General features: G+C 72.7%; 16 protein-coding genes. 13 read left to right on the top strand and 3 right to left on the bottom strand.

The features are described 5' to 3' along the window. Positions 1-5: 5 nt before the first annotated feature. Positions 6-1,298, bottom strand: coding sequence for an alpha/beta fold hydrolase (locus PZ894_RS12245; protein ID WP_275745111.1), 1,293 nt, complete (start codon positions 1,296-1,298; stop codon positions 6-8). Positions 1,299-1,383: 85 nt separating this feature from the next. Between PZ894_RS12245 and PZ894_RS12240 the strand changes: the two genes are divergently transcribed. The 13 genes from PZ894_RS12240 (at position 1,384) to PZ894_RS12180 (ending at position 17,324) form a co-directional block, all read left to right on the top strand. Then, positions 1,384-1,974 carry a PadR family transcriptional regulator gene (locus PZ894_RS12240; protein WP_275745110.1) on the top strand — a complete coding sequence of 197 codons (591 nt, stop codon included), beginning with the start codon at positions 1,384-1,386 and terminating at the stop codon, positions 1,972-1,974. A gap of 126 nt (positions 1,975-2,100) precedes the next feature. Continuing rightward, positions 2,101-2,823, top strand: coding sequence for an ABC transporter ATP-binding protein (locus PZ894_RS12235; protein WP_275745109.1), 723 nt, complete (start codon positions 2,101-2,103; stop codon positions 2,821-2,823). Next, positions 2,820-5,468: an ABC transporter permease gene (locus tag PZ894_RS12230; RefSeq protein ID WP_275745108.1), complete on the top strand. Its 2,649-nt coding sequence runs from the start codon at positions 2,820-2,822 to the stop codon at positions 5,466-5,468. The genes PZ894_RS12235 and PZ894_RS12230 overlap by 4 nt, the downstream gene beginning before the upstream one ends. Before the next feature lie 57 nt (positions 5,469-5,525). Then, positions 5,526-6,128, top strand: coding sequence for a TetR/AcrR family transcriptional regulator (locus PZ894_RS12225; RefSeq protein WP_275745107.1), 603 nt, complete (start codon positions 5,526-5,528; stop codon positions 6,126-6,128). Further along, positions 6,125-6,916: a TIGR03084 family metal-binding protein gene (locus PZ894_RS12220; RefSeq protein WP_275745106.1), complete on the top strand. Its 792-nt coding sequence runs from the start codon at positions 6,125-6,127 to the stop codon at positions 6,914-6,916. The genes PZ894_RS12225 and PZ894_RS12220 overlap by 4 nt, the downstream gene beginning before the upstream one ends. Next, the gene (locus tag PZ894_RS12215) at positions 6,913-8,598 is read left to right on the top strand and encodes an acyclic terpene utilization AtuA family protein (protein WP_275745105.1); all 1,686 of its coding nucleotides are present in this window, start codon (positions 6,913-6,915) and stop codon (positions 8,596-8,598) included. The genes PZ894_RS12220 and PZ894_RS12215 overlap by 4 nt, the downstream gene beginning before the upstream one ends. Then, positions 8,595-9,725, top strand: a complete 1,131-nt coding sequence (locus PZ894_RS12210; RefSeq protein ID WP_275745104.1) for an acyl-CoA dehydrogenase family protein — start codon at positions 8,595-8,597, stop codon at positions 9,723-9,725. Before PZ894_RS12215 ends, PZ894_RS12210 begins: the two co-directional genes overlap by 4 nt. Next, entirely contained in the window at positions 9,722-10,186 is a 465-nt protein-coding gene (locus PZ894_RS12205) for an SRPBCC family protein (protein ID WP_275745103.1), read from the top strand. Before PZ894_RS12210 ends, PZ894_RS12205 begins: the two co-directional genes overlap by 4 nt. Positions 10,187-10,223: 37 nt before the next feature. Further along, positions 10,224-11,774 (top strand): acyl-CoA carboxylase subunit beta, encoded by a 1,551-nt coding sequence (locus PZ894_RS12200; RefSeq protein ID WP_275745102.1) that lies wholly within the window; start codon positions 10,224-10,226, stop codon positions 11,772-11,774. After that, the gene (locus PZ894_RS12195; protein ID WP_275745101.1) at positions 11,771-13,639 is read left to right on the top strand and encodes a biotin carboxylase N-terminal domain-containing protein; all 1,869 of its coding nucleotides are present in this window, start codon (positions 11,771-11,773) and stop codon (positions 13,637-13,639) included. Before PZ894_RS12200 ends, PZ894_RS12195 begins: the two co-directional genes overlap by 4 nt. Further along, positions 13,636-14,796, top strand: a complete 1,161-nt coding sequence (locus PZ894_RS12190) for an acyl-CoA dehydrogenase family protein (protein WP_275745100.1) — start codon at positions 13,636-13,638, stop codon at positions 14,794-14,796. Before PZ894_RS12195 ends, PZ894_RS12190 begins: the two co-directional genes overlap by 4 nt. Positions 14,797-14,919: 123 nt before the next feature. Then, entirely contained in the window at positions 14,920-16,200 is a 1,281-nt protein-coding gene (gene dinB / locus PZ894_RS12185; protein WP_275745099.1) for a DNA polymerase IV, read from the top strand. Between the two features lie 92 nt (positions 16,201-16,292). After that, positions 16,293-17,324, top strand: coding sequence for a YihY/virulence factor BrkB family protein (locus tag PZ894_RS12180; RefSeq protein ID WP_275745098.1), 1,032 nt, complete (start codon positions 16,293-16,295; stop codon positions 17,322-17,324). 173 nt (positions 17,325-17,497) lie between these two features. On the opposite strand, the gene PZ894_RS12175 is transcribed toward PZ894_RS12180, so the two are convergent. Both PZ894_RS12175 and PZ894_RS12170 read right to left on the bottom strand, forming a co-directional pair. Further along, the gene (locus PZ894_RS12175; protein ID WP_275745097.1) at positions 17,498-18,265 is read right to left on the bottom strand and encodes a tyrosine-protein phosphatase; all 768 of its coding nucleotides are present in this window, start codon (positions 18,263-18,265) and stop codon (positions 17,498-17,500) included. A 17-nt stretch (positions 18,266-18,282) separates the two neighbouring features. Next, the gene (locus tag PZ894_RS12170) at positions 18,283-18,840 is read right to left on the bottom strand and encodes a protein-L-isoaspartate O-methyltransferase (protein ID WP_275745096.1); all 558 of its coding nucleotides are present in this window, start codon (positions 18,838-18,840) and stop codon (positions 18,283-18,285) included.

Here is an 18,840-nt window from a genome sequence, read left to right as displayed (position 1 = left end):
CGCGGTCAGGCGGGGCCGTGGAGGCGGTCCCTGAGGCGACTCAGCAGCCGGTCCGGGTCGGCGCGCAGACCGTCGTGCTCGTACTCGTTGGTGACCCAGGCCCGCACGTTGCCGACGCGGGTCGCGGTGTCGAGCGAGAGGCCGGCGTCGACGTACATGTCGTCGTGGTAGACGACCGCCGAGACCGGCACCTCGTTGTCCGCGAGGCGGTCGAGGTCGTAGAGCGGCGGCCAGTCGTCGTACGACGCGAGCAGCTCGGCCGCCCCGCGGAAGGGGCGCAGCGCGGCGAGGTCGTCGAACATCCAGGGGAACATCGTCTCGCCGGTGAGCAGCAGCGGGTCGGCGTCCGCGGCGAACGCGGGTCGCCGCTCGAGTGCCCGCTGCGCGGCCCAGCCGGTCGGGCCCGATCCGGGTCCGCCGTAGGTGTACTCCTGCAGCGCGAAGAGAGGGGTGTCCACGAAGCCTGTCAGCGCCATCACCTGATGCAGGAAGCCGTCGGAGAGCAGGTCGCCGTGCCAGACGTCGTCGAGCAGCCAGTGCAGCCTCTCGTAGCCGTCGCTCATCCCGAACGCGTTGCCCAGCACGCGCAGCCGGCGCGCGGTGAGGCGGTCGCCGTCGGGCAGCCGGACGTCCTCGGCGTCGAGGTGGTCGGCGACCCGGCGCACGGCCGCGGCGTCGTCGGGGTAGCGACGGTAGAACGCGGCGTTCTTGGCCGCCATCCGCGGGAACGTGCGGGCGTAGACGTCGTCGGCGGTGGCGGTCAGGCCCGGCAGCCCGCCGGTGACGTAGCAGCCGAGCAGTCCCTCGGGCGCCTCGGAGAGGTAGGTCATCGTGCAGAAGCCGCCGTAGCTCTGGCCGAGCGTGTACCACCGTTCGCCGCCGGCGACCTGCTGCCGCAGCGCCTCGCAGTCGGCGACGATGCTGTCGGCGCGGAAGAGGCGCAGGTACGCCGCGAGGTCGGCGTCGCTCTGCCCGAGCCCGGAGACGCCGGCGACGGTGCGCGCGGAGATCGGGGTGCTCCGGCCGGTGCCGCGCTGGTCGAGCAGCAGCACCCGGTGGTGCCGCGCCGCGGCCGCCAGCCAGGAGTCGCCCGCCCCGCTCGCGGGTCGCGGGGACTTCGCGCCCGGGCCGCCCTGGAGGAACACCAGCCACGGCAGGTCGTCGTGCTGACGGTCGGTCGCGACGACCTCGCGCGCGAACACCTCGATCGTGGGCCCCGCGGGATCCGCGTGGTCGAGCGGGACGGCCGCGGTGTGGTCGGTGACCCGGAAGCCGGGGACGAGGTAGCTGCGCGACATGCCGCGAGTCTGGCATGCATACGTGGTATACATACGCGGTATCCACTCGTCACGGGGGCGGGTGGAGGAGGGTCGGGAGGCCGCGATGTCGGTGCGTCAGGCGTTGTTGGCGCTGCTGGAGGAGGAGCCGCGCTACGGCTACCAGCTGCGGGCCCAGTTCGAGCAGCGGACCGGCTCGACCTGGCCGCTGAACGTCGGGCAGGTCTACACGACGCTCACCCGGCTCGAGCGCGACGGGCTCGTCGAGGGTGCCGGTGAGGACGGCGAGGGCCACGTCATCTACCGGATCACCGATGCGGGGCGTGCGGAGGTCGCGAACTGGTTCACCACCCCGGTCGAGCGCACCCAGCCGCCCCGCGACGAGCTCGCCATCAAGCTGGCGCTCGCGGTGACCGTGCCCGGCGTCGACGTCGGGGCCGTCATCCAGCAGCAGCGGTCGGCCACGATGGCCGCGCTCCAGGACTACACCCGCCTCAAGCGGCGGGCGGCCGAGGGGTCGAGGCGCGAGGACCTCGCCTGGTCGCTGGTCCTCGACTCGCTGGTCTTCGCCGCCGAGGCGGAGGTCAGGTGGCTCGACCACTGCGAGGCGCGGCTGCGACGGGCGCAGCTCGAGCGGCCGGAGGCCCTGCTCGAGGAGATCCTCGCCGAAGAGGCGGACGAGGAGGCGAGCCGATGAACCACCCCCCGAAGTTCTTCTCCCCCGCTTCGCTCCCCCGAACAACTTCGCGGGGACCCCGATGAACCACCCCCCGAAGTTCTTCTCCTCCGCTTCGCTCCCCCGAACAACTTCGCGGGGACCCCGATGAGCGCCGTGCTGCGGATGGCGGAGGTGACCCGGGTCCACGGCGAGGGCGCGACCGAGGTGCACGCGCTGCGATCGGTCTCCTTCGCCGCGCATCCCGGCGAGCTGGTGGCGGTCATGGGCCCGTCGGGGTCCGGCAAGTCGACCCTGCTCACCCTCGCCGGCGGGCTGGACGGCCCGACGTCCGGAGTCGTCAGCGTCGAGGGCGTCGACCTGGCCGGCGTCGGCGCCGCGGGCCGCGCCCGGATGCGGCGTACGTCGATCGGCTACGTCTTCCAGGACTTCAACCTGATCCCCGCGCTCACCGCGGTGGAGAACGTCGCGCTGCCGCTCGAGCTCGACGGCGTCCGGTCCCGGACGGCCCGGGCCGGTGCCCGGGCGGCGCTGGAGGAGGTCGGGATCGCGGACCTCGCGGACCGCTTCCCCGACCACATGTCCGGCGGCCAGCAGCAGCGCGTCGCGATCGCCCGCGCGGTGGTCGGCGACCGGCGGCTGATCCTCGCCGACGAGCCGACCGGTGCGCTCGACAGCGAGACCGGCGAGAGCATCCTGCGGCTGCTCCGTGCCCGCTGCGACGCGGGCGCGGCCGGCGTGCTCGTGACCCACGAGGCCCGCCACGCCGCCTGGGCCGATCGCGTCGTCTTCCTGCGCGACGGCGTGGTCATCGACGAGACCGGCGCCGACCACGCGGACGCGTTGCTCGACGCGGGCCGGATCCGATGAGCGCTCTGGCCTCCTGGCGTCTGGCGCTCCGCCTGGCCAGGCGCGACGCCATGCGTCACCGCGGCCGGTCTGTCCTGGTGCTGGTGATGATCGCGCTGCCGGTGCTGGCCGTGACCGCAGCCGACGTCGTCATCGCGACGCAGGAGGTCAGTGGCGTCGAGTCGCTGGACCGGCGGCTGGGCGCTGCCGACGCGCTGGTCGAGGTGCCGGCCGGTGGCGCGCCGATGCTGCAGGCGTTCGACCCCTACGACGGATCCACCTCGGCCGACGGGGTGCCGGCCGACCACGAGCCGCCGGCCGCCGCGGAGGTCTCCGACGTGCTCGGCGGCGTCCGGCTCCTCGAGCGCCGCCAGGGCGACGTCTACCTGCGCACCGACGACGGCGTGGCCTACGTCTGGGCGACCGAGGTCGACCTGCGCGACCCGCTGACGCGTGGCCTGTTCGACCTCGGGTCGGGCCGCTGGCCGGCCGACAGCTCCGAGGTCGTCGTCAACCGCGAGGTGCGCGACCAGGGGTACGCCGTGGGCGACCGGCTCGACCTCGTCGGCGACGACGCACCCGCGCCGATCGTCGTCGGCATCGCCGAGTCCACGACCTCGCGCACCATGCCGGTGGTCGCCGGGCCGATCGGCAGCCTCGGCATCGAGCCCTCCGAGTGGTCGGGACCGGCCTGGCTCGCCGCCGGCGGCGACGTGTCGTGGGCGGAGGTCGAGGAGCTCAACGCCCTCGGAGCGACAGCGCTGTCGAGGGCCGTCCTGGCCGACCCCCCGCCAGACTCCGAGGCCCCGGAGGAGATCCGGGCGTGGAGCAGCGGCACCGACGACGCGATGGTCGCCGCGATCGTGCTCATCGTGGTGATGGCGCTGCTCGAGGTGGTGCTGCTCGCCGGCCCGGCGTTCGCGGTCACGGCCCGGCGCCAGGCGCGGACGCTCGCGCTGATGGCGTCCGCCGGCGGGACGCCCGCACAGAGTCGCCGCGCGATCATCGGCGGCGGCGTGGTGCTCGGCACGGTGGCCGCCCTGCTGGGCGTCGCCCTCGGCATCGGCGCCGGCCGGCTGCTGGTGCCGGTGGTCCAGCACTGGTCCGGAGAGTGGTTCGGCCCGTTCGACGTGCCGTGGCTGCACCTCCTCGGCATCGCGCTCTTCGGCCTCGTCAGCGCCGTGCTCGCCTCGGTGGTGCCGGCGTGGATCGCCTCGCGACAGGACGTCGTGGCCGTGCTCTCCGGACGCCGTGCCGACACGCGACCGTCGCTGCGGTCGCCGATCCTCGGCGTCGTGCTGATCGGCGTCGGCGTCGCCGGCTCGGCGTACGGCGCCACCTCGGGCTCGAGCGGCGAGTTCGCGATCGCCGCCTCGGCGGTCGTCGCGGTGCTGGGCATGATCCTGCTGGTGCCGGTGGTCGTCGCCGGGGTGGCGCGACTGGCCGGACGGCTGCCGCTCTCGCCGCGGTACGCCGCGCGCGACGCCGCCCGGCACCGCACCCGCACCGTGCCGGCCGTGGCGGCGGTCGCCGCGACCGTCGCCGGTGTGGTCGCGCTCGGCATCGCCGTGACCAGCGACGAGGCGGAGAACGAGGGCACCTACCAGGCGATGCTGCCGATGGGCGACGGTGCCGTCACGGCGTACGACCTGACGCCCCCGCAGTGGCGTGACCTGCACGGCGCCGTGGCCGCGAAGGTCCCGGACGCCGACGTCGTGCTGGTCGACGGCCTGGTGGAGAGCACGTCGATGGCCGAGCCGGACGCGCGGTCCTACTACCTCGAGACCCGGGCGCCCGGCGTCCCGCGACACCAGCCGCTGCTGTCCATGATGGCGACGACGTTCGGGTCGTCGGTGCTCGTCGACGACGACATGCCGGAGATCGTCCGGGGCGTGTCCGACGCGGGACGACGCCGCGGCGACGCGGCGCTCGCGGAGGGGCGCGTCGTGGTCTTCACCGACCGCCCGGTCGACGCCGACCGCGTCGTCCTGCGACCGTCGTGGTCGACCATGGACGACAGCGGGAACCTGCCGCGGGCGACCGTGCCCGCGACGTACGTGCCGATCGACCGGTCCGAGGCCTCGGCGAGCCTAGTCATCCCGCCGGCCGTGATCGACCGGCTCGACCTGCCCCACGCCCCGGTCGCGCTCGCGGTCAGCGGCGGGCGCATCACGCCGGAGCAGGAGGAGGCGGTCACCGAGGCGGTGCAGGCGGTCACGAACGACGGCGGCTTCTACGTCGAGCGCGGCTACCAGGCCGACGACGAGACGGTGATCGTGCAGCTCGTGCTCGCCGGGCTCGGCGGCGTGCTGATGCTCGGCGGCACGCTGACCGCGACCTTCCTCGCGCTCTCCGACGCGCGGCCGGACCTCGCGACCCTGTCGGCGGTGGGGGCCTCGCCCCGCCGGCGACGCTGGATCGCCGCGTCGTACGCCCTCGTCATCGGCGTCGTCGGCGCCGTGCTCGGCGCGGCGGTCGGGTTCATCCCCGGCATCGCGGTCACCTACCCGCTCACCCGGGGGTGGGACCCGGAGGTCGAGGCCCACTACCTCGACGTGCCGTGGCTGATGATCCTCGGCGTCGTCGTCGCGCTGCCGCTGGTGACGGCCGCGCTCGTGGCCCTCTTCGCCCGCTCCCGCCTGCCGCTGGTGGCCCGGGTCGACTGAGGCGCGCCAAAAAAGGCAGACTTGACTGTTTGTTAGTCCTCCACCATGCTGAGCGGCATGCCGGCGACCAGCACGCGCGTGCCGCAGGAGGAGCGCACGAGGGCGATGCGGGCACGGCTGCTCGAGGCGACGATCGAGTGCCTGGTGGAGCGGGGGTTCGCCGGCACGTCGACGACGCTGGTGAGCGAGCGGGCCGGGGTGAGCCGGGGCGCGCAGCTGCACCACTTCCCGACCAAGAACGACCTGGTCGTCGCCGCGGTCGAGCACCTGACCGAGAAGCGCGGTCGCGAGCTGGCCGACGCGGCGGCGGCGCTCCCGGAGGGGCCGCGGCACACGCGCGCCGTGCTCCAGGTGCTCGGCGACCACTTCGCCAGTCCGGTCTTCGCCGCGGCCCTCGAGCTGTGGAACGCCGCGCGCACCGACGAGGCGCTGCTCGCCGCGGTGGCTCCGCTGGAGCAGCGGGTCGGCCGCGAGACCCATCGACTGACGGTCGAGCTGCTCGGCATCGACGAGTCGGTGCCCGGCAGTCGCGAGCTGGTGCAGGCCACGCTCGACCTGGTGCGCGGGCTCGGCCTGGCCAACACGATCACCGACGACGGCCGCCGCCGTACGGCGATCCTGGACCGCTGGGCCGGCGTGCTCGAGAAGGAGCTGCCATGACCCTGCTCGACGACCTCCTCGACGACCTCAAGGCCGAGGGCGACCTGCTGTGGACCGCCGTCGCCGGGCTCGATGCCGGCGACCGGGGCGGCTGGGCGACGCCGACCCCCGCCGCGGGCTGGACCGTCGCGACCCAGATCGCGCACCTGCTCTGGACAGACGAGGTGGCGGTCATCGCCGCGACGGACGAGGACGCGTGGGACGCGGTCGTGCTCGACGCGATCGCCGACCCGACGGGCTACGTCGACACCCACGCGCACGAGATCGCCCGGCTCGCGCCCGAGGCGCTGCTGGCCCGCTGGGGCGCGGCCCGCGACGCGCTCCGCCTCACCCTGCGCGACCGCCCGAGCGGCGAGAGGATGCCGTGGTTCGGACCGCCCATGTCGCCGACGTCGATGGCGACGGCGCGGTTCATGGAGACCTGGGCGCACGCGCTCGACGTCTACGACGCCCTCGGCATCGCGCCCGAGCCGACCGACCGGATCCGGCACGTCGCGCACCTCGGCGTACGCACCCGCGACTTCGCGTTCTCCGTGCACGACCTGGAGCCGCCGGCCGAGGAGTTCCGGATCGACCTGATCGCGCCGTCCGGCGACCAGTGGTCGTGGGGACCGCAGGACGCGGCGCAGACCGTCACCGGCTCGGCGTACGACCTGTGCCTGCTCGTGACGCAGCGCGTCCACCGCGACGACACCGACCTGGTCGCGACCGGCGCCGACGCCGAGACGTGGCTGACGATCGCGCAGGCGTTCGCCGGTCCGGCCGGTGAGGGGCGGTCGAAGAGGTGAGGATCGGCAACTGCTCCGGCTTCTACGGCGACCGGCTCACCGCGATGCGGGAGATGCTCGAGGGAGGGCCGCTGGACTACCTGACCGGTGACTACCTGGCCGAGCTGACCATGCTGATCCTCGGTCGCGACACCATGAAGGACCAGTCGCTGGGCTACGCGAAGACCCATCTGCGTCAGCTCGAGGACTGCCTGGGCCTGGCCCTCGAGAAGGGTGTGAAGATCGTCAGCAACGCCGGCGGTCTCAACCCGGCGGGTCTCGCCGAGCGGATCCGCGAGGTCGCCAGCGCCCTCGGCCTGGACGCCCAGGTCGCACACGTCGAGGGCGACGACGTGCGCGAGCTCGGCTTCGAGGGGGCGCTCACCGCGAACGCCTACCTCGGCGGCTTCGGCATCGCCGCCGCGCTGACCGGCGGCGCCGACGTCGTCGTCACCGGCCGGGTCACCGACGCGAGCCTGGTCGTGGGACCGGCGGTCGCGTACCACGGCTGGTCCCCGACGCAGTACGACGAGCTCGCGGGCGCCGTGGTTGCCGGGCACGTGCTCGAGTGCGGCACCCAGGCGACCGGCGGCAACTTCTCGGGGTTCCGGTCGCTGCCGGACCACCGCAGGCCGTTGGGCTTCCCGCTCGCCGAGATCGCGGCCGACGGGTCGAGCGTGGTCACCAAGCACGCCGGCACCGGCGGCGCCGTGACCGTCGACACCGTCACCGCGCAGCTGCTGTACGAGATCCAGTCGACCCGCTACCTCAACCCCGACGTCACCACGTTCCTCGACTCCGTCGAGCTGCGCGAGGTCGGCCAGGACCGGGTCGAGATCGGCGGCGTGCGGGGTGCGGCACCGCCGGAGCGGCTCAAGGTCTGCGTCAACGAGCTCGGCGGCTTCCGCAACACCGCCGAGTTCGTGCTCACCGGCCTGGACATCGACGCCAAGGCGGACTGGGTGCGCGAGCAGCTCACCCCGCGACTCACCGCGAGCGACGTCTCGTGGACCCTCACCGCACAGCCGATGGCGGACGCGGACACCGAGGAGGGCGCGTCCTGCCTGCTGCGCTGCACGGTCAAGGACGCCAAGCCCGACCCCGTCGGCCGGGCGTTCACCGGCGCGGCGGTCGAGCTCGCGCTGGCGTCGTACCCCGGCTTCACGATGACCGGTCCGCCCGCCCAGCCCACGCCGTACGGCATCTATCGGCCGGAGTACGTCGACCGCTCGTCGGTCACCCACGCCGTCGTGCACGCGGACGGGCGGCGCGAGGTGATCCCCGACCCGACCGGGTTCTCGGAGCCGGAGCACCACCCGAGCCTGCCTCCGGCGCCCGTGTCCGTCGACTCCCGGTCCCGGCGCGCGCCGCTCGGCTCGTTCGTGCACGCGCGCTCGGGCGACAAGGGCGGCGACGCCAACCTCGGGCTCTGGGTGGCGCACGACGGCTCCGGCGAGTACGACGCCCGCGTCGCCTGGCTGACCACGCTGATCACCCCGCGCACGGTGCGCGAGCTGGTGCCCGAGGCGGCCGACCTCGACGTCGAGGTGCACGTGCTGCCCAACCTCGGCGGCGTCAACGTGCTGATCCACGGGCTGCTCGGCGACGGGGTCGCCGCGTCGACCCGCTTCGATCCGCAGGCCAAGGGACTCGGCGAGTGGGTGCGCTCGCGCATCCTCGACCTCCCGGAGAACCTGCTGTGAGCGACCTGCGCGAGCTCGGTGCCGAGTTCGTCCGCCGCGAGGTGGCGCCGCACCTCCAGGAGTGGGAGGACGCCGGCACGATCCCGCGCGCCCTCCACCTGGCCGCGGCCAAGCAGGGACTGCTCGGCATCTCCTTCCCGGAGGACGTCGGGGGCGGGGGCGGCGACGTGCTCGACACGGTCGACCTGCAGGAGGGGATGTTCGCCGAGGGCGCGTCGTCCGGCCTGATGGCCGGGCTGTTCACCGGCGGCATCGCGCTGCCACACCTGGCCGCGCACGGCAACGCCGACCTCGTCGACCGGTTCGTCCGACCGACCCTGGCGGGGGAGACGATCGGCGCGCTCGGCATCACCGAGCCCGGCGGCGGGTCCGACGTCGGTGGCATCCGCACGACCGCCGTCCGCCAGAAGTCGGCACGGGGCGACGAGTACGTCGTCAACGGCGCCAAGACCTTCATCACCAGCGGGGTCCGGGCGGACTTCGTGACCACCGCGGTCCGCACCGGCGGGCCCGGTGCGGGCGGCGTCAGCCTCCTGGTGATCGAGAAGGGCACGCCCGGCTTCACCGTCGACCGCTCGCTGCGGAAGATGGGCTGGCACTGCTCCGACACCGCCGAGCTCTCGTTCGTCGACGCGCGGGTCCCGGTGGCCAACCTGGTCGGCGAGGAGAACGCCGGGTTCGGTCAGATCGCCGAGCAGTTCGTGGTGGAGCGGCTGGCCCTGGCGGTCCACGGCTACGGCATCGCGGCCCGCTCGCTCGACCTGACCGCGGCGTACTGCCGCGACCGCGACACGTTCTCACAACCGCTCGTGAGCAGGCAGGTGGTGCGCCACAGGCTCGTCGAGATGCGGCGCCAGGTCGAGGTCGCCCGCACCTACACGCGCGAGGTCGCCCGCCGGCATGCCGCGGGCGAGCAGGTGATCGCCGAGGCGTGCCTCGCGAAGCAGACCGCGGTCGACTGCGCGACGTACGTCTGCGACCAGGCCGTCCAGCTGCACGGCGGGACGGGATACATGCACGGGACCGAGGTGGAGCGGCACTACCGCGACGCCCGGATCCTGCCGATCGGAGGAGGGGCCACCGAAGTGTTGACCGATCTCTCAGCCAAGCTGCTGGGCTACTCATGAAGGGCGAGGTCACCGTCCGGATGGACGCGCCGCCGGAGAAGGTGTGGGCGCTCGTCTCCGACGTGACGCGCATCGGTGAGTTCTCACCGGAGACCTTCGAGGCCGAGTGGACCCGCGGCTCGACCGGCCCCGAGGAGGGCGCCTACTTCAAGGGCCACGTGAAGCGCAACGGCGTCGGCCCGACGTACTGGACGCCCTGCCAGGTGACGAGGAGCGTCCCGAACGAGCTCTTCGAGTTCCGGGTCGGCACCGCGGACGTGGCGATCAACAACTGGGGCTACCGCCTCGAGGCGGACGGCACCGGCACGAACGTGACCGAGTACTTCCGGCTCGAGTCGAAGCCCTACCTGCGCCTCTACTGGCTGCTGCTCGGCAAGCTGCGCGGCCGCACCAACGAGCGCGGCATGCGCACCACCCTCGAGCGGATGAAGGCGGTCGTCGAGCGTGAAATCTCAGATTGAGGTGGGCTTTCTGCGCCCGTCCCGCAATCGTCAGGCGATGCTCGAGGAGCTCGCCGACCTCGACGCCGAGCACGCCAAGGCGGTCGAGGGCGGTGGCCGGAAGTACGTCGACCGTCACCACGCCCGCGGCAAGCTGCTGCCCCGCGAGCGGATCGAGCTGCTCGTCGACGAGGGCTCGGCCTTCCTGGAGCTGTCGCCGCTGGCCGGCTGGGGATCCGACTTCACCGTCGGCGCGTCGGTGGTCACGGGCATCGGCGTCGTCGAGGGCGTCGAGTGCCTGATCACCGCCAACGACCCGACGGTGAAGGGCGGCGCCTCCAACCCGTGGACGGTGAGGAAGATCTTCCGCGCCTCGCAGATCGCCGAGGAGAACGGCCTCCCGACGATCTCGCTGGTCGAGTCCGGGGGCGCGGACCTGCCGACGCAGAAGGAGATCTTCATCCCCGGCGGCAAGCTCTTCCGCGACCTCACCCGGGCGAGCGCTCGCAAGGAGCCGACGATCGCGCTGGTCTTCGGGAACTCGACCGCCGGTGGCGCCTACGTGCCCGGCATGTCCGACTACACGGTGATGGTCAAGGAGCAGGCCAAGGTCTTCCTCGGCGGTCCGCCGCTGGTGAAGATGGCCACCGGCGAGGAGTCCGACGACGAGTCGCTCGGGGGCGCCGAGATGCACGCACGCGTCTCCGGCCTGGCCGACTACCTCGCCGAGGACGAGCACGACGCGATCCGGATCGGGCGGCGGATCGTGGCTCGGCTCAACTGGCGGAAGGCCACTGCTGCGCCGTCGGCGTACGCCGAGCCGGACGAGGACCCCGACGGGTTGCTCGACCTGATCCCCACCGACCTCAAGGAGCCCTTCGACCCGCGCGAGGTGATCCGCCGGATCTGCGACGGCGTCTCGGAGACGAATGGCGCGGTGTTCGACGAGTTCAAGCCGCTCTACGGCACCTCGCTCGTCACCGGCTGGGCGAGGATCCATGGCCGCCCGATCGGCATCCTCGCCAACGCGCAGGGGGTGCTCTTCTCCGAGGAGGCGCAGAAGGCGACGCAGTTCATCCAGCTCGCCAACCAGACCGACACCCCGCTGCTCTTCCTGCACAACACCACCGGCTACATGGTCGGCAAGGAGTACGAGCAGGGCGGCATCATCAAGCACGGCGCGATGATGATCAACGCGGTCAGCAACTCCACGGTCCCGCACCTCACGGTGATCATGGGGGCGTCGTACGGCGCCGGCAACTACGGCATGAACGGCCGCGCGTACGACCCGCGCTTCCTCTTCACCTGGCCTTCGGCGAAGTCCGCCGTCATGGGCCCCGCCCAGCTCGCCGGCGTGCTGTCGATCGTCGCGCGCGCGGCGGCCGAGGGGCGCGGCAAGGAGTACGACGAGGAGGCCGACGCCGGCATGCGCGCCTTCGTCGAGCAGTCGGTCGAGGAGCAGTCGCTGCCGTTCTTCCTCTCCGGGATGCTCTACGACGACGGGGTCATCGACCCGCGCGACACCCGCACCGTCCTCGGCATCTGCCTGTCCGTCATCGAGAACAAGCCTGTCGTGGGCACCGACCGATTCGGGGTGTTCCGCCCGTGACCATCAAGCGACTCCTCGTCGCCAACCGGGCCGAGATCGCGTCGCGGGTCTTCCGGACCTGTCGATCGCTCGGCATCGAGACCGTCGCGATCCACGCCGACGCCGACGCCGCGCTGCCCTACGTGCGTGAGGCCGACGCCGCCGTACGACTGCCCGGCAACGCACCGTCCGAGACCTACCTGCGGATCGACCTCGTGCTCGACGCGGCTCGAGGGTCGGGCGCCGATGCGATCCACCCCGGGTACGGCTTCCTCTCGGAGAACGCGGACTTCGCCCGCGCGGTCATCGACGCGGGCCTGACCTGGATAGGCCCGACGCCGGAGTCCATCGAGGCGATGGGCTCGAAGATCCGGGCCAAGGAGATCATGAAGGCCGCGGGCGTTCCGGTGCTGGAAGCGCCCGCCGAGCCCACGGAGGCCGACCTGCCCTTGCTGGTCAAGGCGTCCGCCGGTGGTGGCGGTCGCGGCATGCGCGTCGTACGCCGGCTCGAGGATCTGCCGGGCGAGGTCGCGAAGGCCGAGGCGGAGGCGCTGTCGGCGTTCGGCGACGGCACGGTCTTCGTCGAGCCGTACGTCGAGCGCGGCCGGCACGTCGAGGTGCAGGTCGTCGACTCGGTGGTCTATGGCGAGCGGGACTGCTCGCTCCAACGCCGCCACCAGAAGGTGGTCGAGGAGGCCCCGGCGCCGAACCTCCCCGACGAGGTCCGCACCGCGCTGCACGAGGCGGCGCGTCAGGCGGCCGAGGCCGTCGAGTACCGAGGCGCGGGGACCGTCGAGTTCCTCTACGACCCGGCGACCGAGCGGTTCTTCTTTCTGGAGATGAACACCCGGCTCCAGGTCGAGCACCCGGTCACCGAGCTCGTGCACGACGTCGACCTGGTCCTGCTGCAGGTCGCCTCGGCAGAGGCCACCTGGTTCATGGGGTGGAGCGATCCGCCGCAGGGTCACGCGATCGAGGTGCGGCTGTACGCCGAGGACCCGGCCGCCGACTACCAGCCGCAGAGCGGGACGCTGACGACGTTCGAGATCCCCCTGGAGGACGGCGTCCGGGTCGACGCCGGATTCGAGTCCGGCAGCGAGGTGTCGACGCACTACGACGCGATGCTCGCCAAGGTGATCGCCCACGCGCCGACGCGGCAGGCGGCGGCCCGGAAGCTCGCCGGCGTCCTGTCGCGCGCCCGGATCCACGGACTCGTGACCAACCGCGACCAGCTGGTCGCGATCCTGCGGGACCCGGCCTTCCTGCGGGGCGACGTGAGCACCGACTTCCTCGATGGTTTCGAGACGGGGCTGCGTCCCTCCTCGGCCACCGACGGTGCGGCGGTGGCGGCGGCGATCGCACTGGCCGAGCGGGCCAAGGAGGCACGCACGGTGCAGCGCGGCATCCCCGTCGCCTGGCGCAACGTGGTCTCCCAGCCGCAGCGCGCGGTCTTCGAGGAGGCAGAGGTCGAGTGGTACGGCGCGTATGCCGTCGACGGCCACACGGTGGTGTCGGCGGGCTCGGAGAGCGTCACGCTGGAGACCGACGGCGTGCGCACGACGTACGCGATCACTGTCAACGGCAGGGATGTGGACGTCGACAGCAGCCGCGGGCACGTGCACCTGACGCGGGTGCCGCGGTTCGTCGACCCGGCCGAGCAGGTCGCCAGCGGCAGCCTGCTCGCGCCGATGCCGGGCACGGTCGTGAGCGTCGCCGTGGAGACGGGCCAAGAGGTCGAGGCGGGCCAGCAGGTGCTGGTGCTCGAGGCGATGAAGATGCAGCACCCTGTCCTCTCGCCGTACGCCGGCACGGTCACCGAGATCGACGCGAAGCCCGGGGCGCAGGTCGCCGCCGGGGAGGTACTGGCAGTCGTGGAGGAAGCATGAGCACGTTCACCGAGTCCGAGGAGCGCCAGGAGGTCCGCAAGGCGGTCGCGCGGCTGGCCGGCAAGTACGGGAGGGAGTGGTTCACCGAGCGGGCCCGCGCCGGCGAGAAGACCACCGAGCTCTGGCTCGAGATCGGCAAGAACGGCTACCTCGGCATCAACATCCCCGAGCAGTACGGCGGCGGGGGCGGCGGCATCGGCGACATCGCGGCCGTGTGCGAGGAGCTGGCGGCGCAGGGCTGCCCGCTGCTGCTCATGGTCGTCAGCCCGGCGATCTGCGGCACGATCATCGGCCGCTACGGCACCGAGGAGCAGAAGCAGCGCTGGCTCCCGGGGATCTGCGACGGCACCGGCACGATGGCGTTCGCGATCACCGAGCCCGACGCGGGCACCAACACCCACAACATCACCACCACCGCGCGCAGGGACGGCGACGAGTGGGTGCTCAACGGCCGCAAGGTCTACATCTCCGGCGTCGATGAGGCCGACCACGTGCTCGTCGTCGCGCGTGCCGAGGACGCCCGGACCGGCAAGGTGAAGCCGGTCCTCTTCGTCGTCCCGACCGACGCCGCCGGCTTCGAGTACACGCACATCCCGATGGAGATCGTCAGCCCCGAGCTGCAGTTCCAGGTCTTCATGGACGACGTCCGGCTCCCGTCCGACGCGATCGTGGGCGACGAGGACGGCGGTCTGGCGCAGCTCTTCTCCGGGCTCAACCCAGAGCGGATCATGGCCGCGTCGTTCTCCACCGGACTGGCCCGCTACGCACTCGAGAAGGCGACGACGTACGCCAAGGAGCGCACGGTCTTCCAGGGCGCCATCGGCTCCCACCAGGCCGTCGCGCACCCCCTCGCGCAGGTGCACATCGAGACCGAGATGGCGCGGCTGATGACCCAGAAGGCGGCCGCGCTCTACGACGCGGGCGACGACTTCGGCGCGGGCGAGGCCGCCAACATGGCGAAGTACGCCGCCGCCGAGGCCGCCTGCAACGCCGCCGACGCCGCCGTGCAGACCCATGGCGGCAACGGCATCACGCAGGAGTACGGCGTGGCCGGCCTCCTGGTCGCCACCCGCGCCGGCCGGATCGCCCCGGTGAGCCGGGAGATGATCCTCAACTTCGTCGCGATGCACTCGCTCGGCCTGCCGAAGTCCTACTGACCGCCTCGGCGGGATAGTCCGGCACGTTCTGGTTGCCCGCACCGCGTGTCGACAACCGGAACGTGCCGGACTATCCCAGCGTGGGCACCTTGCGGTGATCGAACAGATGTTCGATCATGGAGCGTGGCGCGCATCCGGAGCAGCGAGGCTGCGGGTCGAGGGTCGGCGGGCATCCTGCACGCCGACCTCGACTCGTTCTTCGCCTCCGTCGAGCAGCGCGACGACCCCCGGCTGCGCGACCGCCCGGTGATCGTCGGCGGCGGCGTGGTGCTGGCGGCGAGCTACGAGGCCAAGGCCTGCGGCGTGCGCTCCGCGATGGGTGGGCGACAGGCGATGCGACTGTGCCCCGAGGCGCTGGTGGTGCCGCCACGGTTCGCGGCGTACGTCGAGGCGAGCCGCCGGGTCTTCGCGATCTTCGACGACACCACGCCGCTGGTCGAGGGCCTCTCGATCGACGAGGCGTTCCTCGACGTCGCCGGGCTGCGCCGCCTGGCGGGCCCGCCCGAGCAGGTGGGCGCCGACCTGCGCCGCCGGGTCCGGGAGGAGGTGGGCCTGCCGATCTCGGTCGGGATCGCCCGCACGAAGTACCTCGCGAAGGTCGCGAGCGCGGTCAGCAAGCCCGACGGGCTGCTGCGGGTCGCGCCCGGGCGGGAGCAGGAGTTCCTGCACCCGTTGCCGATCGAGCGGCTGTGGGGCGTCGGCAGGGTCACGGCGGCGAAGCTGCACGCCGAGGGCATCCGCACCATCGGCGAGCTGGCGCGGCGCGAGGAGCTGGAGCTGACGGCCGCGGTCGGCCAGGCCGCGGGCCGGCACCTGTGGGCGCTCGCCAACCTCCGCGACCCGCGTCCGGTGGAGGTCGGCCGGCGGCGTCGTTCGATCGGCTCCCAGTGTGCGATCGGGCGGCCCGGTCGGCGCAAGAGCCACACCGAGCTCGACGCGCTGCTCGCCGGCCTCGTCGACCGGGTCGCCCGGCGGCTGCGGGGCGGCGAGCGGATCGGCCGCACGTTCACGCTCCGCCTCCGCTTCGACGACTTCACCCGGGCGACGAGGTCGACCACCATCCCGCACTCGACCGCCGCCACCGCGGCCTGGCTGGAGACCGGCCGGGGACTGCTCGAGGTCGCGTGGCCCCTGATCGAGGAGCGCGGCTGCACGCTGCTCGGGATCACGATCTCCGGCCTCGTCGACGCCCACGGCGCCGAGCAGCTCGAGCTGCCGCTCTTCGCGCAGGAGGCCGCAGCCGGCAGCCTCGACCTCGCGCTCGACCGGGTCCGCGCCCGGTACGGCGGCAGCGCCGTCACCCGCGGCAGCCTCGTCGGCCGCCACACCGGTCTGGAGATGCCGACGCTGCCCGACCACGTGCCGCCTCGACGTCCGACCCGCGGGACTCCGACGGCGACCTGATCCTCGAGCTCTGGCCCGGCGCCGGTCGTTTCCCCTCGATCGCCGGGAACGGCCTGCACGTGCTCGGCGCCGAACCCCGATAGCGTGTCCGCGTGGCCAAGGTCGTCGACGCTGCCGATCGCGCCCAGCGCCGATGGTCCGTGCTGGGCTATCCGATCGCGGTGATCTACAAGTACTTCGACGACCAGGGCAACTACCTCGCCGCGATCGTCACCTACTACGCCTTCATCGCGATCTTCCCGCTGCTGCTGCTGGGGTCGTCGATCCTCGGCTTCTTCCTCCAGGACAACCCGGACCTCCAGGAGGAGCTGCTCGACTCGGCGCTGGCCCAGTTCCCGATCATCGGCGACCAGCTCGGCCGGCCGGAGGGTCTGGAGGGCTCGGCCGCGGCGCTCGTCATCGGCTCGCTGGTCGCCCTCTACGGTGCCCTCGGACTCGGCCAGGCGCTGCAGAACGCGCTCAACATCGCATGGTCGGTCCCGCGCAACAGCCGGCCCAACCCCGTGCTGCTCCGGCTCAAGAGCCTGTTCCTCCTGCTGACGGCCGGGGTCGCCGTGCTCGCGGTGTCCGTGCTCTCGACGCTGGCCGCCAACACCGAGGTCTTCGGGGAGACCGTGTCGTCGTACCGCTGGCCGATCACGCTCATCACCGTCGTCGTCAACACCGTCGTCCTGACCGCGCTCTTCCGGGTCGGCTCGGCGCGCAGCCACAACATCTGGACGGGCTCGATCCCGGGGGCGGTCACCGCGTCGCTGCTGTGGATCGGGCTGCAGAAGGTCGGCACGCTCTACGTCACCAACGTGCTCACCGAGACCAGCGCGATGAACCAGACCTTCGGCCTGGTCCTCGGCCTCATCGGCATCATCTGGCTGACCGCCGTCATCGGCGTGCTCGGCATCGAGGTCAACGTCGTGCTCGAGCGCCGGCTCTGGCCGCGGGCGCTGCTCACGCCGTTCACCGACCGGGTGCAGCTGACCGAGGCCGACCGCCGCGCCTACACGAGCTACGCCAGGGCCCAGCGACACAAGGGATTCGAGACCGTCGAGGTCACCTTCACCGACACCCAGAAGCTGCGGATGCGCACCGCCGCGGTCGAGGACGACCAGGCCGACCACGCGTCGTAGGGCGCCGGTTCATCAAGGGATGCAGGCGGAGCCGTGCTTCCCGGGCCGAGCTCACCGAGGGAACCGCAGGTTGGCCCTCATCCCTTGATGAAGCCGCGCCCGATGGTGACCGCGGTCGCCCGCCGGGCCCGGACCGGGCGGGCCGGCCTCGCGGCCCCCGCCGGGAGGGCGCGTCACGCGCGGAGACGCTCGCCCAGGCGACCGAGCAGCTCCTCGGAGAGTCCGAGACCGTCCCGGAGGTAGGCACTGACCGAGCCGTGGTCGGCCGCGACCGCGGCGTACGCCGTCTCGAGGTACGCCGCCTCCACGACCATCGTCGGCTCGTAGACGGCGACCTTCTCGGGGCCGAGGTGCTCGGCGATCAGCGCGAGGTACTTCTCCCGCGTCGCCGACGACACGTCGTTGGTGAGCAGGTAGTCCGCGAGGATCGTCTCGTGGTCGACGCCGGCGATCTCGAGCAGGAGGGCCGCCGCCCAGCCGGTGCGGTCCTTGCCCGCCGTGCAGTGGAAGAGCTGGGGCGTCGGTCCGGTGGCGAGGTCGGTGAGCAGCCGGGCGTACGACGCGCGGGCCGGCGCCGCGCGCACGAAGGCGTCGTAGACCTCGCGCATCACCCGCGCCGCAGCGTCGGCGTCCTCGAGACCGGACACCATCTCCATCGGGATGCCGGAGACCTCGACGTGCCGCCACTCCGCGCCCGGCACGGCGACGTCGGGGTGTGCCTCGACCTCCATCCGGCCGCGCAGGTCGTGGATCCGGGTGATGCCGAGCGCGGTGAGCTCGCCGGCTTCGGCGTCGGTGAGCTGCAGCTCGTTGGAGCGGTAGAAGACGCCGCGGCGCACTCGTCCGCCGCCGGCGGTCGGGTATCCCGCACCGGTGCCTGCCACGTCGCGGAAGTTGTCGGCGGAGGCGAGCCGGAGCAGCTCGGACGGAGCGTCGGTCACCTGCGCAGGATAGGGGGTCAACGCAGGGGGACGAACCGGTAGAACCCGTGCCGGCTGACCTGGGGCCGCCCGTCGCCGCGGGCCTCCACCAGCAGCATCTCGCCGTTCACCGGCACCACCATCCGGCCGTCGTCGCCGAGCTGCGCCACGAGGTCCGCCGGCAGCTCGAGAGCCTCGGCCGAGACCAGGACACGGTCGTACGGCGCGCCACCGGGGTCGCCCAGGATGCCGTGTTCGGCCTGCTCGATGCGCGCCCACGGCCAGTCGCCGCGCCGGAGGTTGGACCGGCCGAACCCGACGAGCTCCGGCTCGAGCTCGAGGCCCAGCACCTCACCCTCGGCGCCGACCAGCTGCGCCAGCAGCCCGGTGGTCCAGCCCGACCCGGCGCCGATGTCCAGCACCCGGTCGCCCGGTCGCACGTCGAGCAGCCGCAGCATCGCCTCGACGGTGCGGGGCTGGGAGTTGGTCTGGCCGCCGCCGATCGGGATCGGGCCGTCGTACGAGTCGCGGCCGCGCTCCTGCTCGGGCAGGAACCACGCGCGCGGCACCGCCCGGAAGGCCTCCGAGACGTCCAT

Source organism: Nocardioides sp. YIM 152315 (assembly GCF_029210375.1).
Lineage (GTDB): Bacteria > Actinomycetota > Actinomycetes > Propionibacteriales > Nocardioidaceae > Nocardioides.
This window is presented reverse-complemented; position numbering and strand designations above follow the sequence as displayed.

Excerpts from the sequence above, each read along its gene's own strand:
- PZ894_RS12220 (WP_275745106.1), top strand. The coding sequence starts at position 6,125 with ATGACCCTGCTCGACGACCTCCTCGACGACCTCAAGGCCGAGGGCGAC.
- PZ894_RS12235 (WP_275745109.1), top strand. The coding sequence starts at position 2,101 with ATGAGCGCCGTGCTGCGGATGGCGGAGGTGACCCGGGTCCACGGCGAG.
- PZ894_RS12170 (WP_275745096.1), bottom strand. The coding sequence starts at position 18,840 with ATGGACGTCTCGGAGGCCTTCCGGGCGGTGCCGCGCGCGTGGTTCCTG.
- PZ894_RS12245 (WP_275745111.1), bottom strand. The coding sequence starts at position 1,298 with ATGTCGCGCAGCTACCTCGTCCCCGGCTTCCGGGTCACCGACCACACC.
- PZ894_RS12200 (WP_275745102.1), top strand. The coding sequence starts at position 10,224 with ATGCTCGAGGAGCTCGCCGACCTCGACGCCGAGCACGCCAAGGCGGTC.
- PZ894_RS12205 (WP_275745103.1), top strand. The coding sequence starts at position 9,722 with ATGAAGGGCGAGGTCACCGTCCGGATGGACGCGCCGCCGGAGAAGGTG.
- PZ894_RS12190 (WP_275745100.1), top strand. The coding sequence starts at position 13,636 with ATGAGCACGTTCACCGAGTCCGAGGAGCGCCAGGAGGTCCGCAAGGCG.
- PZ894_RS12240 (WP_275745110.1), top strand. The coding sequence starts at position 1,384 with ATGTCGGTGCGTCAGGCGTTGTTGGCGCTGCTGGAGGAGGAGCCGCGC.
- PZ894_RS12225 (WP_275745107.1), top strand. The coding sequence starts at position 5,526 with ATGCCGGCGACCAGCACGCGCGTGCCGCAGGAGGAGCGCACGAGGGCG.
- PZ894_RS12230 (WP_275745108.1), top strand. The coding sequence starts at position 2,820 with ATGAGCGCTCTGGCCTCCTGGCGTCTGGCGCTCCGCCTGGCCAGGCGC.